Below are 15,759 nucleotides of genomic sequence, written 5' to 3'. Positions count from 1 at the left end.
AGCAACTTTACAACGAGCCCGTGAAACGAGTGGATGCGTAAGGCGCTGGATCTGTAAACGTATTCTCGCCCGTGATCATCTCGGCCAGTAATCGTCCCGTCACCGGACCGAGCGTGAAGCCATGATGATTGTGGCCAAACGCAAACCAAAGTCCCTTATGTCGTGCGCCGCGGCCAATGACAGGACGCATGTCCGGAAGACACGGACGTGAACCCATCCAAGGCGTAGTTTCAATGCGATGTCCGAGTGGAAGAATTTGCCTTGCGAATGGTTCAGTTCGATCAAGCTGGATTGGCGTTGGTAGGCTGTCGCGCCGAGCAAATTCGATGCCCGTCGTCAATCGAATTCCCTGACTCATCGGTGCAAGCAGAAAGCCACCGTCAACGTCAACGAGAGGGTGGTTGAGTGAAATATTGGCCTTGGTATCAAAATGAACATGGTAGCCGCGTTTCATGAGAAGTGGAATCTTATAGCCGAGTGGCCGGAACACCGTATCAGACCACGGTCCCAACGCGACCACGACTTCAGGCGCCTCCACTTTGCCGCTGGCTGTGGGCATACTCCACCCACTGCCTGTTTGTTTGAGATCGCCAGCGTCGCCATTTAGAAACAAACCGCCGCGGTTTATGAACAGGGTGGCAAAAGCTTTCACGATACCACCAGGGTCGGGCACGGTGGCTGCGTCAAGCCAATGTATGGCGCCGGTAAGAACGTTGGAAAAATGAGGTTCGCGTTGCTGAAGTGCCTTCGTGTCAAGTACGTCATAGTTTAGGCCAAACCGATGGAGCGTCTCAGCAACGTTGCGCGCCCGTTCGAATGTTCTTTTATCGCGATAAGCTTCAATCCAGCCGGTTTTACGCAACTGCTGCAACACACCTGCCTGGGACATCAGTATCTCGTGCTCGGTGACTGAGCGTTCGATCAGAGGCCACATATCAACTGCCGCACGTGCTAGCGGATTTGGAGCGGATTCGCGCCAGAAGCGCCAAAGCCAAGGCGCAATGCGCGGCAGGCCGCGCCAATCGAAATGTACATCTGCAGAACGGTTCAACCCATATCGCAGCAGAGTCGAAAGGTCGCGTGGGACACCGTAGGGGATGACGCTCGACCGCTCGATCAAGCCCGCATTGCCATAGCTGGTTTCTTCGCCGGCGCCCCGTCGGTCTACCAACATCACCGTCCGTCCACGCTGCTGCAGGTGTAACGCCACCGAGACGCCGACAATGCCGGCGCCCAGAACGATCACTTCTTCGTTTTTTTCAACCTGAGACATCACGTATCCTGACAGGTCAGATCGTCATGTCGCGGTCGAGCGGAAAGATCGGGCGAGGAACGTTGCGATACGGCATTTTTCCGTAGTCCATTGTGCACAGAGCACCGCTGTCGCAGACAATAATTTTGCCAGCTATGGGTTCGAAGGCTGCCCGGAAATGCTGCATTGATTTTAAGCCCACCACACGATGAGCGCTGGGATCGATACCGAAAGCGCGAAATTGCTGCAGATCACGCATCTGGGAGGGCTCAGTGACGACAAGGACGCTGATACCGTTGATCTGGACGACAGCGGTTAGGCCGAAGGTGAAGGCCAGGCCGCCCAGTTGTGGTCCATCGCCAATCAGTCTGCCATCACTGAGGTGAAGCAATTTGGCTTTCACTTGCAGGGGACCGCCACCAAAGCGCGGGTCCGTCTTGCCTCCGAGTGAAATCTGAACGGTATCGCCAACTGTTGCGTTGTGGAGCAGGCGAACGGTTTCAGGATCAACGATCGGGCCGAAACATGCTTCGCCAACGCCAACCTTCAGAAGGCTGCCAAGCAATGTTGTTGCGTCGCCATAACCGCCCGCGCCGGGATTATCAGCATAGTCGGCGATAATCATTGGACGGTCGCCGCGATAGTGCAGGGCAATTTCAGCGGCCTCATCCACGGTATAAAAGGTATTCAATACGTCGAAACGGTTTTCCCATATCTGGTCAGCAATGCTCTCGGCGAAACGCTGATGTGGAGCAAGTTCGCCATGATATGTAACAAGCACTGTCGGGCCAACTTCAGGGATGTCCGCGTTGGGGAAAGCGCCGTTGATGCTGACCGCAAGCGCGCCGGGTGTCTGTTCATGAGCGCGGGCTGCGTCAATCCAGTCAACCATTGGTCCGACGTCTGTTCGTCCCGCATTGGCTTCCTCAAGCATCGGCCGGCGGACGAGAAATGTCTTAGGCTGGATTTCGCCCATCATGGTGCGATGAAGCAAATCCCCCGCATGCTGGGCAATATCGCGCATGTCGATATGCGGATAGGTCTTGAACGAAATCAGAATGTTGGCATGCTCGCACATCTTTGCCGTGACGTTGGCATGGGGATCCAGGGTAACGGCGATAGGCAAATCCGGTCCGACCACAGCGCGCAACCGGGCCAATAGTTCCCCCTCGCCATCAGGTGCGAAATCAGTCACCATAGCGCCATGCAGGCCGAGTAAAATGCCGTCCAGATTGTCTTTTCTTGCCATGGCAGCTCGCACTATAGCACCGCCGATGCGGTCGAAAGCATCGCGCGTCACCGGTCCCGCGGGTTCGGCTGAAGCACTTACAACGTGCTCCGTCTTCCAGTGGAATTTGCGAGCGATATCCATAAAGCCTGCAATCTCCGTATTGGCTTCGCCCCGCGCAAGAATGGCGGCTTCACCGAAAAGAACACCTTCTACCTCGAAGGCCTCATAATCGGTTTTTCGAACGTTGAAAGTGTTAGTCTCGTGCGCGAATTCGGCAGTCAGGACGCGAAAGGTCATAGGGTCTCCTCCAAGAGTTGTTTGGTGTTGAGTTCAAAATGGTAAGATGGTCAGATGGCTGGCGCGCGAATGTGCGTGCCAATTACGTTCTGCTAAAGCGCATTTCACTTACCCGTCCATCGTCATCGCGGCGAACAAACCAATGCATATGATAGGCGTATTCGGTTGGTAGGCTGTAATGGCGGACGCTTTCGCGAGGGTCGCAACCATGCTCGATCAATTGAAGTGAACTGTTCGTGCAGCTCACGCCCCCGCTTGCAATAAGCTGGTCGAACCATCCATTGCCTGACCAGGAATCCCAAGCTTCCGCCGTGAAGGCTTCTGGCGCGGCGCGGCCGGTCAGTATCGTGCGCAGCAGGATGCGATCGGTAATCGTTGACGCCTGATTGGTATCTTCTATCGGTGCATAGGGAGCCAAGGTTGGATCAACATACCCGGCAATGGTCTGGGCAATATGAGCGACACGAGCTTCCTGAAGGTTTGCCAAAACAGCGACTGAAACACCCTGCGCTGGAAAGCGGGCAATCTCTGCCCGAAACCCGTCCCAAGTGCCGCCGTGTCTGATTTTGTGATGGCCGCGAATTTCAGCATTTTCCCAACCCAGGGCATAATTGTTGAAGGCGGTATGACCATTTTTCAACAGGCTCGCTTCGAACATGATTGATAAGAGTTCAGGAGACAGAACGCGTGGCGACTCCAGTTCGATCAACCAATGGGCAATATCGCGTGGTGAAAAATAGAGCCCACCGTCCGCTGTGCGAAGAAGCGTTGGCGCAGTCCAATGTCTGCTAGTTAGTTCACCGGTTTCGATACTATGACCAGCCGCGCGGTTTGGTACAATATTGAACCAACTGGCTTCGCGAGCAGTGGTCATGCCAATTGGCCGGAACACGCGATCCTTTAACAACTCGTAGTACGGCTGGCCGGTGATGCGCTCAATAATGATCCCCGCCAAGACGTAACCGATATTACTGTACTGATAACTTTCGCCGGGCTGAAAGATGAGAGGCGACAAGGCCGCCAGTGCAATCAACTGATCACTGTTGTAATCCTGCCATATATTGATTGGAACGACACCGTCATCAATAGGGGTTGGTGCGAAGACTTCCCGGAAGTTGCCCAAGCCGCTCATCATCGAAAGCATCTGGCGAATGGTAATATCGGCCCAAGTGGCGGGTCCTTCAGGGATATAGCGGGTGAGCGGATGGTCAAGATCAATACGGCCATCTTGGGACAACAGCAAAATTGCAGTGGCGGTAAACATCTTGGCGGTTGATCCCGACTGGAAAATGGTATCGGGCGTAACAGGGACCTTGTGTTCGATATTCGCCAGGCCGTAGCCCGAAAGGCGCACGATCTGTCCGTGATGGACAACCGCGACCCCAAGGCCCGGAATCTGCTGGCGATCAATCTCCGAAACAAGGTAATCATTCAACGCGGTAACGAAACTCACAGCACTTTCCTCCATAAAATATGCAACAGCTCGGGTGGACCTGACTACGGAACAGCAATCTCGTGTGGGTGCGCCCGTTGCGCGACCCCGGTTGCCATATCTTCCAACAGCGGGTGGTGGCAGGCCGCTTGATGATGAGATGTGATCACTTCAAGCGATGGCAGAGATGAGCGGCAAAGGTCGGAGACGCGGGGGCAACGCGCGGCGAAAGCGCACCCGGCTGGCGGGTTGTAACCACTGGGGATTTCCCCTGAAAGCCGCGTGATCGTACGTCGTTGACGCGGGTCCGGCTCAAAGGTGCTGTCAAGCAATGCGCGCGTATAGGGATGCGCGGGCAACGCGTCACTCGGCATGATTTCAACAATGCGGCCAAGATACATCACCAGGATTTTGTCGCAAAAGTACCGTACCAGACCAAGATCGTGCGAAATGAACAGATAGGTCAGGCCAAGCGACTCGCGTAGACGGTTGAGCAACGCAATAATTTGCGCCTGCACCGAGACGTCAAGTGATGCAGTAGGCTCATCAAGGACGACCAGAGAGGGGTTAAGCGCAAGGGCACGTGCGATGCCGATGCGCTGTTTTTGTCCACCAGATAATTGGTGAGGGTAGCTATTCGTCAATGTCGGGTTTAACCCTACCATCTCAAGCAGTGATGCTACTGTTGCATCCGCGGATTTGAGTTTTATCCCCTGAACTTTGAATGGCTCCAGAAGTGCATCGCGTACCCGGTATCGCGGGTCGATGGCGGAATAGGGATCCTGAAACACAAGCTGCATACGTTGCCGCAAGCGGCGCAAATCTCGCCGCGACAGTGTTGCCATATCCAAACCATCGAATTGAACCGATCCTTCGCTTGATTGGATCAATCTCAAAACCAGACGCGCCAACGTGGACTTGCCGCAGCCGGATTCGCCTACAACGCCAACGATCTGCCCGCGCGCAAGGGTGAAGGAAACGTCACTGACGGCATGAAAAACTTGACGTTTTTGAAACAGTCCCGCATTCGTGAAGCGTCGGCTGAGGTGATCAACAACAAGAAGGTCGCTCATGCTACATCCGCCATGTGACAGGCAACGCCATGATCGCCGGTGTCGATACGAAGTCCGGGAATTTCTGTAAGGCAGTTATCTGCAACGCGCGGACAACGCGGATTGTAGCGGCAGCCGATGGGTTGATCTGCCACGTTGGGGACCATGCCGGGAATGGGTTGCATGCTGCCGCGTGTCATGGTCCGACGGGGGATACAGCGGATCAACGCTTGGGTATAAGGGTGGCGGGCGTCTTCGAAAATTGCATTGACTTGTGCTTGTTCGATGACACGGCCGCAATACATCACCGCAACCCGATCGCAAGTCTGGGCAACGACGCCCATATCGTGGGTAATGAGGATCATGGCTAATCCTCTACGCTTTACCAACTCGACAAGGATTTGAATAATCTGTGCCTGAACCGTTACATCAAGTGCGGTGGTTGGTTCGTCTGCAACCAGAAGTTCGGGATCTCCTGCCAAAGCCATGGCAATCACGATCCGCTGTTTCATGCCGCCGGAGAGCTGGTGTGGGTAGAGGCCGTAGACCAAAGCCGGGTCGGGAATCCGAAGATCAGCCATCAGTTCCAGGCTTCGTGTTCGTGCGGCGCAGCGATCGAGTCCCAGATGCAGTCGTGCTGCTTGATCGATCTGCGGTCCGACCCGCATCATCGCATCAAGTGATGTCATCGGATTTTGAGTGATGAGTGCGATACGCCCGCCGCGATACCGTCGCAACTGTCGCTCTGGCAGTGCTACGAGCTCAGCGCCGTCGAAGCAGATACGGCCCGCTACGATCTGCCCGCCGATGCGTGATAGAAGCCCCATAATGGCTGTCGCTGTCAACGACTTGCCCGAGCCCGATTCTCCGACAATGCCGAGGATTTCCCCCCGGTCAATACTGAAGGTGACATCGTCGACCGGAGAAAACACTCCGAACGCGATCTCAAGCTTTTCCACAGTCAAAAGCATAATCAGGCCTCCCTTAATTTTGTGCGGATATCCAGCGCGGTGATGATCGCGTCGCCGAACAGGTTGAGGAAGATGACTGTCAGAGCCACGGCAAGACCGGGCAGCAATATCACCCAAGGCGCAATGAAGAGTTGAGCTGTGCCCGAACTCATCATTGCCCCCCAACTTGGTGTGGGCGGTTGAGCTCCCAGACCAAAGAAGCCCAAAGTCGCTTCGAGGATAATGGCATCGCCTGTGGCCAGCATTGCGGCAACCAATACCGGCGCCAGCGCATTCGGCAAGAGGTGCGCAAACAGGATATGGGTATGGCCAGCGCCCAGATTGACGGTCGCCTCGATAAAGGTCTCGCCTTTCAACACCATGACCTGCGTACGCGTCAGCCGGGTGAACTGCGCAAGGTAGGCGATGGCGATAGCGAGCACGACCCCCTGTAATCCTGGCCCAATGATCGCAACAAGCATCAGCGCGATCAGGATTTCCGGAAAAGACCATGTCAAGTCGACAGCAATCATGACGGTGCGGTCAAGGACACCGCCGAAGTAGCCGCACGCTGCACCCAGGATAAGGCCGGAGAGCACGGAAACGCCTATAGCCGTCACGCTGACGGACAGCGAAGTGCGGGCACCGGTGATCATGCGCGACAGCACATCGCGTCCAAATTCATCCGTCCCCATGAGATGGGTGAGCGAAGGCGGCTGGTTCATGATGGTCAGATCTTGCTGGTCGTAGGGGTAGGGTGACAACCACGGCGCGAAGAGAGCGCTACCTATGAGAAACAGAAGATAGAATCCGGCAACACTGCCTTTGACCGAGGTCATCGCCTTGAGGATTGGCATTGCGCGCACTGTTCTCATGACCGTGCCTGACGCTGGCGCGGGTCCATTGCGGCTTGAACGATGTCGCCGATGAGAGTGCCGAGAATAACAGCCATGGCGAGCATCAGAAGACATGCTTGCACCAATGGATAATCACGCTGGTTCAGTGCGCGAATGAGCAGGGATCCCAGGCCAGGGCGTGCGAAGACATATTCAATGGTCACTGTTCCTCCAAGGATCCAACCGATCCGTAGAGCAAGGATTGTGACAACAGGCACCAAGGCGTGGCGCAGGACATGGCGCAACTGGATAACCAAAGGCGAAAGCCCCTTGGCGTGCAGCAGCATCACGAAATCCTGTCTTGCTGTCTCGATCATGGCAATGCGCGTCACCCTTGCCACCAATGCAATACCGCCAACACCTGCGGCGATGACCGGCAAGATCAGCGAGGTCCACCCTCGTGCACCCGATATTGGTACCCAGCCAAGCCACACGGCAAAGATCAGGATGAGTAGCAAGCCGAGCCAAAAACTCGGTACCGTAGAGCCAAGCAAGATAAGGCCACTGATACCATCATCAAGCCGCGTACCGTGAAAACTCGCGGCAACGACTCCGGCCGTGATGCCGGTCAGCGCCGAGAAGAGCAGAGCTGCGCCGCCCAATTGCAGACTATATGGCAGATTCTGGGCGATGAGAGCGCCAACCGGACGGCCCTGAATGATCGATGTGCCAAGATCCCCGGTCACAAGTCGGCTCATCCATACGAAATACTGCTCGGCGAGGCTGCGATCGAGGCCGTATTTTGCAGCAATCTGAACCCGCTGTGCCGAGGAGGATCCCGCCCGCATGAGATTGTCGATAGGGTTGCCCGGAACAAGATGGATAATCAGGAATACAACCACAGAGACCACAAAAAAGACGGGCACAAGCAAAATGAGCCGCTTCAGAATGAACAGAAACATATCACGTCCTCGCTTGGCGTCGCTATTGCATGGTTTTCATGTCAAGAATGGTCGGCTGACCTAATTGTGGACCGCGAATTCTCTCTGGGACTTCAAGCAAGTCTTTGTTGTAGGCAGTGTTCTGCGCCGGTTCATGCAGAGGCGTGAACGCGAATTGGCTCAGCAGATATTCCTGATACTTTTTGAAATTGGCCACCCGCTCATCCCAATTTTTCGACTGGAGCATGGCGATGTCGTGCAATTCCTCGGATTTCACGTCGTTCCACATAGCTGAGTTTGGAAAGGGGATGTTCTTGGCGCTGTAAAACCAGTCGAGGATATCAGCATTGTTCCAATCATAATGGCTCACAACCAGTTCGTGCTCACCCTTACGGAGCTGGTCACGCAGCGTGGTGTTGTCAAAGGTCACGATCTCGGTTTCCATGCCCAAGGCTTTGAGTTGGGCTTGAACAATTTCAGCTGTGCGTTTGAACTCCGTTTCGGATCTCGTCCAAAGTTTGATGCTCAGCCGTTTCTTGTCCTTTGTCCGGACGCCGTCGCTGCCACCGGTCCAACCCGCCTGATCGAGCAATTTTTTGGCCTTATCCAGATCATGGCGAATTTCGAACTGGGGATCGACTTTCGACTCTGCCAAAGAACTGATGAGGAACTGATGTGCTTCCTGTCCCGCGCCGGTGTAAACGCTTTTGAGAACAGCGCTTTGGTCGATGGCCAGCGCCGTTGCCTGACGCATGATGACATCGGTGAAGGGGCCGGACTGGCTGTTGAAGTTGAGATAGGTAACGCCAATTCCCGGCAGGTTGCGAAAGCCGACTTGTTTTTCCTTTTGCAACTGCGGCAGGAACTCGTTGGGGACACTCGAGAGCATCCCGACGCCTCCGGTCTTCAGTTCCAGAAAGGCTGTTGACGAATCGGGAATTTCGCGCAGCGTCAATCGCTTGATGTGCGGTGCTCCACGGTTTTCGGAAAGATCGCTGCCCCAGGCATAATCTTCATTGGCGACAAGCACTGTCTCTTGGCCCACAACGAAGCTCTCCAGTTTGTACGGACCAGTTCCGATTGCTTCTGTCACCCCGTAACTGTCACCCGCCGCCTCGTAAGACGTCGGTGATGGAATTCCCATGAACTGTTGCGCTAGGTTGAAGATTAGATTTGGTTCTGGCCGCTTCATCACAAAGCGGACCGTGTAATCGTCAACAATCTCCACGTGATCGATTGCGGCGGTCATGTACTCGTTTGCGCTGCCTTTATATTTGCCTATCCACCAGACAACGGTGGTCGCATTGAAGGGTTCGCCGTCGTGGAATGTAACTCCCTGGCGCAACTTAAACGTCCAGTTCATGCCATCCGTAGTTGTCTCCCAGGATTCTGCGAGATGCGGGTGATAGGACTGGTCATCGTCCTGCTCGACGAGGCGATCGTAAATCAAATTTGATACAAGACTGAGCAAAGTGGCGCGAATAGGATCCTGGTTTGGTGCTCCAGCTTCCGAGCTGCTAAGCACAATGACAGCCTCCGATTCCGCGGCCCGCGCGGGTAAGCCTGACCCCAAGCCGAGGCCGATACCCAAAGTTACGATGGATGAGGTTGCAAGAAATTCGCGACGGTTCATGTTTAATTCCCCTTCTATTTTTTTGTTTCCACCCCTGCCGCATCAGTTACGATCGTGAAGCATGGAGAGGGACTAACTGGTGAATCGGATCTGACATCGGCAGTCGGTAACATGCTGTTGGCTGCTTGTGGTGATACCTGTAATGGGGGCCCGGAAATGCGTCGCGGCACCCATTTTTCACCATGCCTCCCAACATGGTTGAATAAAGCTAGGATGAAAGAAAACAAACGTCAATTGCTATTTTGTTAGAAAACTGTCAATTCATACCATAGGATACCCAAGGGGAAAAAATGACGGAATCAGTTCGGGCGAGGTTGAGCGAGAGCCTTTTAACTGCCACCAACGCAGAAAAGGCAATCGCTAACTACATGCTGGCAAATCTAAACGGCTTGCCATTCGAAACATCAGCAACGCTGGCCGCCAAGGTTGGTGTCAGTGAACCTACAGTTGGGCGGTTTTGTCGGTCTCTGGGTTACGCGCGCTTTAAAGACCTCAAATCAGATCTGAGGGATAATATAGGGGATCGGCCTTGGCTGGTCGGTGATCGCCTCAAGCAATTCCGCGATCGCAATCTTGAAGGGGATATGCTTGCGCGCAGTCTGGATCTGGAAATAGCTGCGTTGGTTCGAATCTACGAAATTGCACATACGAAAGAATGGAAACACACCATCAAGCGCTTGGCCACAATACCAAGGGTATTTGTCGCCGGCTTCCAGACTGAGCGCGGCATAGCTCAGTATTTTGCCAATCAGTTGCAATATCTGCGTCCGAACGTATCTTTGGCTGACGTCGCAGGTGGCAATTTCCATGAAATTCTTATGGAGCCACCAAAATCCGCCTGTCTCGTCCTTTTCGAAGCGCGTCGCTACTCCCAGCTGGCAATATCATTGGCGCGCGAGGCCCGAAGTGCAAAAATCCCCATTACGCTCGTCACAGATGCATTCTGTGATTGGGGTCATGATTTGGTCGACGAAATGTTCGTCGTTCCAACAGAGTTTGATATGTTTTGGGAATCAACGGCGCAGATGGCCAGTCTGGGTAATTTGCTGCTAAACGGTGTCTTCAACGAACTGGGTGTTTCGGTTGAAAAGCGCATGAACAAAGTCTCGGAACTTCACGCCAAATTCACGGGATATGTGGGTGAATGATGCTGCCAGAGTTCAGAAAAACGTCTTGAACACTTCCTGTACGTTATAATCGTCGTCTACCAGATAGATGATTTCCCATTTATCGAACGTGGTACAGGGATGCGAAATCCCGAGGCCAATGCGGTCGCCGAATGCGAGGTTCAAACCGGGATCGAACCGCATGAAACTATGCTGGTCGTTGATGTCGATGATCTTGCACTCTGGCGGAAGATAGTTTGGCCGGCGCGAGGAATTGGCCAGCAGCAATGGCACTGGCAGCCCCGCATCGGTCCCACAATCGCGACGTCCGGCGGTCAGCAGCGCAAGCCCGGGCTCCGGGATTGACTGTACATAGGTCCAGATCTCGAGTGCACGCCTCAAACCATCCTGCTCACCAACCGCAGATTTCAAACGGTCGTGATGGGTGTGATAAATACCTGAATCATGAGTAACGTAGCAGCCGCTGCGTGTTACCACACGCAATCCGGTTTTGGACAGTTGTTCAAGGACGATATCATAATACGAAGATCCTCCAGCCGAGATGATGGGATCAGCGGTCTCGAATAGGCTCTGACGATGAAAGGACTGCGCGAGAGCCGCAATGTCACCGACGAACGCTGCAACCGCATCTTCCTGAGAGCCTGTTTTCGCTTTGATCAATCCCTCGAAGGCTTCAATTCCTATCAGTCGTACCTCGGGAGTGGACCGGATTTGGATGGCCAGTTCTGTTGCAAGCTCATTGGTCCGGCAACCGGTACGTCCGCCTTTGTATCCGCGTTCGATAAGCAATTGAACAGGATGCTGTAAATGATTACGGCGAGCCGCGTCCGCGACGGCTCTCACCCCTTCAACGCTATCAACGATCATCATGAAATCGAGTTCAGGCGACTGCACCATTGCAATAATCGCATCAAGCTCTGCGGCCCCCACCGCCTGATTAGCAAGGATGATCCTGTCTGCGCCGAAGCTGTGGCAAACACGCATCTGGTGAACTGTCGCAACGGTCAATCCCCACGCACCATCGGCAATCTGACGGGCCATTATCTGCGGACACATTGTCGTTTTGACATGAGGAGCAATCAGTGCACCCCGTTCGGCAACGAACCGCTTCATCCAGCGTGAATTATGCATAAGAGCATCCGAGCGGATGATTGCTGCAGGGAGGGGGATATCACCGTTCAGCACGTTCCAGTGTTTTTGGCCAACCTCAGCCAAGGCCATGCGCTGTCCAAATGGAAAGCTCTTGATCGTGTCGTCCAGAACCATCGAAGCAAGGGCATCCGTATTGAATGGCATAGGCTCGTCCTCTTGATAATCTAGATGTCAGTCTTGTCTGATACCGGCGATGTGAGCTGAACGCGAGAAGGCGAAACGGCGCTGGCGTCGAAGCCTTCGTCAAGGATTGCACTTGGTACAACCTCACCGCAGGCCAGCGAAGCAGCTACTTTTGCAAGTGCCGGTGCCGTCTGGATGCCATAGCCGCCCTGGCCGGCAAGCCAGAAGAAGCTTGGGAGATGGGGATCGTAGCCCACGACAGGACTTCTATCCGCTGCAAATGTGCGCAAGCCAGCCCAATGTCTTGATATGGTTCTAACAGGTAAATCAGCCGCCTGTTGTATGCGATCAATCGCGATTGCCAGGTCCATTTCATCTGCCTGTGCATCGCAGGGCACGCTTGGCGTTTCGTCAGCCGGAGAAGCCAGCAGCTTACCTGCTTCCGGTTTGAAATAGAATTCTTCATCAATATCAAGCACGAGAGGCCAGGAAGACACATCTACACCTTCAGGGGCATTCAGTATCATCGCTGTCCGGCGAAGAGGAGTAAGGCCAACAGTGGAAGCTCCGGCGGCGGTTGCCAGACTATCGGCCCAGGCCCCCGCCGCGTTGATCACTACCGCACCTTGAAAGGTTGTCTTTGGTGTTGTGATCTCCCAGCCCGCTGAATTTCTCATCAGGCTGAGAACATCTTCTGATGTTGCAATCTGTGCTCCTCTTGAACGGGCGCCTCGCAGGTAACCCTGATGCAAGGCATGGACGTCAATATCCATGGAGCTTTCGTCGAGTAATGCGCAGGCAACATAATCAGGTCGCATAATGGATACGCGGCTGCATACATCCTCAGTGGTCAGGAGACGAGACTTTTTCCCACCACTTTCGAATATGTCCGACATTGCTGCAACACTGGCCATCTGGTCTTTTCTGGCAATGAACATGACATCGCGCGGGGTAAGGAGTGCATTCTGCGTAAAATTCTCAGGCGGAGTTTCATATGTGTTGCGGCTGGCACGAGTGAGGGCACGGATTGTCGCGTTGCCATAATTCTCCGAAAAAAGCGCTGCAGACCTTCCGGTGGTGTGATAACCGCAGTGCGCTTCCCGCTCGATAAGGAGCACGGATGAACAGGCAGCCAACTCGTAAGCGACGGACGCTCCCGCAATACCACCACCGATAATCACAAAATCAAACATAATCACTCCTGAATTTAGCGTATAAGAAACATAATTTTATTATTGATCAAGTAAATTTTCCTTATCGCGTCGATCCATACGCTGTAGTACCGTTCATTTGAAAAATTGCAGGATGATAAAATTACAATGACTGATCAGAAAACTGGATTGGGTGATTTTCTCCGGGACATTCGTATCCGTAAGCACTGGACTCTGCTTGAAGTCAGCGAGATGACGGGACTGGCAGTGTCTACGCTCTCCAAAGTTGAAAATAACCAGATGTCCCTGACCTATGATCGCCTGGTTCAATTGGCGGCGGGCCTTGGGGTCGACATCGTGGAACTTTTCGGCACCAGATCGACAGACGCAACGCCCAGTTTTTTGGGGCGCAGGGCAATAAGCCGGCAAGGCGAGGGGCGGCTTATTCAAACTGGCAACTATGACTATCTCTATCTATGTACAGAGATTTCCAAGAAATCCATGGTGCCCATTCTTGCCGTTCTGCATGCCCGCTCGATGGAGGAGTTTGGCGAGTTTATCCATCACGATGGTCAGGAGTACACTTATGTTATCGAGGGATCGCTGGAGCTGCATACGGAGCATTATGAGCCGGTAACCCTGAAGGCTGGAGACTCTGTCTATTTCGATGCGTCAATGGGGCATGCTTATCTCTCGATCAGCGATGCGCCCGCCAGAATCCTGTGTGTCTGCTCGACATCCGAAAAGGAACTCATCAACTCATTGGTCGGTGCTGATGGTGAAGTTTCCAGCATGAAAAAGAAATCTAAGAATACGAGTAAAACAAGTACGATAAGAAAATAAGTTGCGCTTAGGAAAATCATTACCTATTCTGATTTTGCGGATTAATTGCCGGAAACAAGGCACCGTTCGTGTCCGCCGAACCTCAGAGGGTATAAAATGGTTTTCTCAAATTGGAAGAAAGTGGGGCTTGCCCTGTTGCTCGCCGCATCGGTTAGCGGCAGTGCGATGGCTGCGACTGATGTTCTGGTTCTTGCGCGGGCTGAAGATCCGCCCACGGCAGATCCGGGCGTAGAAATCAGCAACAGCGGCTATACCCTCATCTACGCCGCTTACGAACATCTGGTTGCCTACAAGGGCGCGACCACCGAAGTTGAACCTGAACTTGCCGAAAGTTGGTCGGTTGATGCCACCAACCTTGTGTGGACAATCAAACTCGCGGCGGGGCATAAATTTGACGATGGTTCGCCAGTCGATGCTGCTGCAGTTAAATTCAGTTTTGATCGCCTGCTCAAGCTGAAGGCTGGACCATCCGATTCATTTCCCGTGCTGCAGGAAGTTCAGGTCATCGATCCAATGACCGTGAAGTTCGTTCTGTCTGCACCTTTCGCTCCATTTTTGTCGACTCTGGCTGTGTCAGGGGCGGCTATTGTCAACCCAAAGGTAATGGAGCATGAGGTTGATGGTGACATGGCCAAGGCATGGCTCGCCGAACACACGGCAGGCAGTGGTCCATACAAAATTGCAAGCTGGGAACGTAACCAAAGTATCGTGCTCGATCGGAACGCCCATTTTTCCGGACCGGCACCTTCGTTACGGCAGGTCATAATACGGGTGATGGGTGAGGTGTCCGCCCGGCGCCTGCAACTCGTCAATGGTGATGCGGATATTATTGAACAGGTGCCGGTTGATCAGGCCGAGGCGCTGAAGAAGGAGCCCGCAATTGTCGTCGAAAGCAATCCCAGTCTCTATGTGAGCTATGTCTATCTCAACAATAAACGACCGCCATTGGACGATGTACGCGTGCGGCAGGCCATTGCCTACGCGGTCGATTACAAAGGTATTGTCGACGGTATCATGCAAGGGCAGGCGGAACAGATGCGTGGCGCGGTGCCTGACGGAATGTGGGGGCATGATCCGTCCGGTTTCCAGTACAGCTACGACATTGAAAAAGCCAAATCGCTTCTGAAAGAAGCGGGACAATCGAACATCCATCTCACCTATACGTTTTCGCAAGCTGATACATCGTGGGAGCCCGTTGGCCTTGCTTTGCAAGCCAGTCTGGCAGAAATAGGTATCAAACTGGATTTGCAGGCCGTTGCCGATACCACAAAGCGCGAAATGGCCGCCAAAGGCAATTATGACCTTGCGCCCGGTGCCTGGACCCCTGACTTTGCCGACCCTTACATGTTCATGAATTACTGGTTTGATCCGGCAAGGATGGGGGGGCCAGGAAACCGTGCATTCTACGAGAATGCGAAGGTGACCGATCTGGTTCGCGAGGCGGCGAGCATCGTCGATCAACCCAAACGCGAAAAGCTCTATCTGGAAGCACAGACGCTTTCCACACAGGATGCACCTTATCTCTATCTCATTCAAAAGAATGATATTTTTGCCAGGCGCGCCGCAGTCGAAGGTTATGTTTATAACCCGATGCTGATCCAGGTCTACAACTTCGCAAAGATGTCGAAGAAGGATTAGTCAGGGCCGCAGCACCCTTACCTCCTGCCGACACGCTGATTGGCAGGAGGTAACGTAAAATTCTGTTCCAAAAGGACGGAAGCGGAATGCGTACATTTAAT

The 15,759-nt window shown here is 53.7% G+C and carries 13 protein-coding genes; 3 read left to right on the top strand and 10 right to left on the bottom strand.

Features of this window, described 5'->3' with window-relative positions:
• Window positions 1-7 precede the first annotated feature (7 nt).
• From BLU05_RS16415 to BLU05_RS16380, 8 genes are all read right to left on the bottom strand, one after another.
• On the bottom strand, window positions 8-1,273 hold the full coding sequence (locus BLU05_RS16415) for an NAD(P)/FAD-dependent oxidoreductase (protein WP_091882010.1): 1,266 nt from the start codon (window positions 1,271-1,273) through the stop codon (window positions 8-10).
• Window positions 1,274-1,289: 16 nt separating this feature from the next.
• A complete protein-coding gene (locus tag BLU05_RS16410) occupies window positions 1,290-2,780 on the bottom strand; it encodes a M81 family metallopeptidase (RefSeq protein ID WP_091882007.1) in 1,491 nt (496 codons plus the stop codon).
• Between the two features lie 82 nt (window positions 2,781-2,862).
• The gene (locus tag BLU05_RS16405; RefSeq protein ID WP_244518385.1) at window positions 2,863-4,233 is read right to left on the bottom strand and encodes a serine hydrolase domain-containing protein; all 1,371 of its coding nucleotides are present in this window, start codon (window positions 4,231-4,233) and stop codon (window positions 2,863-2,865) included.
• Between the two features lie 44 nt (window positions 4,234-4,277).
• A complete protein-coding gene (locus BLU05_RS16400) occupies window positions 4,278-5,285 on the bottom strand; it encodes an ABC transporter ATP-binding protein (protein ID WP_091882002.1) in 1,008 nt (335 codons plus the stop codon).
• Window positions 5,282-6,235, bottom strand: a complete 954-nt coding sequence (locus BLU05_RS16395; protein ID WP_091881999.1) for an ABC transporter ATP-binding protein — start codon at window positions 6,233-6,235, stop codon at window positions 5,282-5,284. Before BLU05_RS16395 ends, BLU05_RS16400 begins: the two co-directional genes overlap by 4 nt.
• A 2-nt stretch (window positions 6,236-6,237) precedes the next feature.
• On the bottom strand, window positions 6,238-7,089 hold the full coding sequence (locus tag BLU05_RS16390; RefSeq protein WP_091881996.1) for an ABC transporter permease: 852 nt from the start codon (window positions 7,087-7,089) through the stop codon (window positions 6,238-6,240).
• Complete coding sequence (locus tag BLU05_RS16385) at window positions 7,086-8,012, bottom strand: ABC transporter permease (protein WP_091881993.1); 927 nt, start codon at window positions 8,010-8,012, stop codon at window positions 7,086-7,088. Before BLU05_RS16385 ends, BLU05_RS16390 begins: the two co-directional genes overlap by 4 nt.
• A 22-nt stretch (window positions 8,013-8,034) precedes the next feature.
• Window positions 8,035-9,624, bottom strand: a complete 1,590-nt coding sequence (locus tag BLU05_RS16380) for an ABC transporter substrate-binding protein (protein ID WP_091881991.1) — start codon at window positions 9,622-9,624, stop codon at window positions 8,035-8,037.
• Window positions 9,625-9,914: 290 nt separating this feature from the next.
• Here BLU05_RS16380 and BLU05_RS16375 point away from each other — a divergent pair, with 290 nt between their 5' ends.
• The gene (locus tag BLU05_RS16375; RefSeq protein WP_091881989.1) at window positions 9,915-10,772 is read left to right on the top strand and encodes a MurR/RpiR family transcriptional regulator; all 858 of its coding nucleotides are present in this window, start codon (window positions 9,915-9,917) and stop codon (window positions 10,770-10,772) included.
• A gap of 12 nt (window positions 10,773-10,784) precedes the next feature.
• On the opposite strand, the gene BLU05_RS16370 is transcribed toward BLU05_RS16375, so the two are convergent.
• Both BLU05_RS16370 and BLU05_RS16365 read right to left on the bottom strand, forming a co-directional pair.
• A complete protein-coding gene (locus tag BLU05_RS16370; RefSeq protein ID WP_091881987.1) occupies window positions 10,785-12,047 on the bottom strand; it encodes an amino acid deaminase in 1,263 nt (420 codons plus the stop codon).
• A 20-nt stretch (window positions 12,048-12,067) separates the two neighbouring features.
• Window positions 12,068-13,219, bottom strand: a complete 1,152-nt coding sequence (locus BLU05_RS16365; protein WP_091881986.1) for an NAD(P)/FAD-dependent oxidoreductase — start codon at window positions 13,217-13,219, stop codon at window positions 12,068-12,070.
• A 126-nt stretch (window positions 13,220-13,345) separates the two neighbouring features.
• Here BLU05_RS16365 and BLU05_RS16360 point away from each other — a divergent pair, with 126 nt between their 5' ends.
• Together BLU05_RS16360 and BLU05_RS16355 are read left to right on the top strand one after the other, a co-directional pair.
• Entirely contained in the window at window positions 13,346-14,020 is a 675-nt protein-coding gene (locus tag BLU05_RS16360) for a helix-turn-helix domain-containing protein (protein WP_091881983.1), read from the top strand.
• Between the two features lie 96 nt (window positions 14,021-14,116).
• Window positions 14,117-15,658, top strand: coding sequence for an ABC transporter substrate-binding protein (locus BLU05_RS16355; protein WP_091881981.1), 1,542 nt, complete (start codon window positions 14,117-14,119; stop codon window positions 15,656-15,658).
• Window positions 15,659-15,759 lie beyond the last annotated feature (101 nt).

It is taken from the genome of Phyllobacterium sp. OV277 (assembly GCF_900104355.1).
Classification (GTDB): Bacteria; Pseudomonadota; Alphaproteobacteria; order Rhizobiales; family Rhizobiaceae; genus Phyllobacterium.
The sequence above is the reverse complement of the archived record's forward strand: the minus strand, read 5'-3'. Positions and strand labels throughout refer to the sequence as shown.

Coding starts and splice junctions, on each gene's coding strand:
- BLU05_RS16415 (WP_091882010.1), bottom strand. CDS start 1,273: ATGTCTCAGGTTGAAAAAAACGAAGAAGTGATCGTTCTGGGCGCCGGC.
- BLU05_RS16410 (WP_091882007.1), bottom strand. CDS start 2,780: ATGACCTTTCGCGTCCTGACTGCCGAATTCGCGCACGAGACTAACACT.
- BLU05_RS16400 (WP_091882002.1), bottom strand. CDS start 5,285: ATGAGCGACCTTCTTGTTGTTGATCACCTCAGCCGACGCTTCACGAAT.
- BLU05_RS16395 (WP_091881999.1), bottom strand. CDS start 6,235: ATGCTTTTGACTGTGGAAAAGCTTGAGATCGCGTTCGGAGTGTTTTCT.
- BLU05_RS16390 (WP_091881996.1), bottom strand. CDS start 7,089: ATGAGAACAGTGCGCGCAATGCCAATCCTCAAGGCGATGACCTCGGTC.
- BLU05_RS16385 (WP_091881993.1), bottom strand. CDS start 8,012: ATGTTTCTGTTCATTCTGAAGCGGCTCATTTTGCTTGTGCCCGTCTTT.
- BLU05_RS16380 (WP_091881991.1), bottom strand. CDS start 9,624: ATGAACCGTCGCGAATTTCTTGCAACCTCATCCATCGTAACTTTGGGT.
- BLU05_RS16375 (WP_091881989.1), top strand. CDS start 9,915: ATGACGGAATCAGTTCGGGCGAGGTTGAGCGAGAGCCTTTTAACTGCC.
- BLU05_RS16370 (WP_091881987.1), bottom strand. CDS start 12,047: ATGCCATTCAATACGGATGCCCTTGCTTCGATGGTTCTGGACGACACG.
- BLU05_RS16365 (WP_091881986.1), bottom strand. CDS start 13,219: ATGTTTGATTTTGTGATTATCGGTGGTGGTATTGCGGGAGCGTCCGTC.
- BLU05_RS16360 (WP_091881983.1), top strand. CDS start 13,346: ATGACTGATCAGAAAACTGGATTGGGTGATTTTCTCCGGGACATTCGT.
- BLU05_RS16355 (WP_091881981.1), top strand. CDS start 14,117: ATGGTTTTCTCAAATTGGAAGAAAGTGGGGCTTGCCCTGTTGCTCGCC.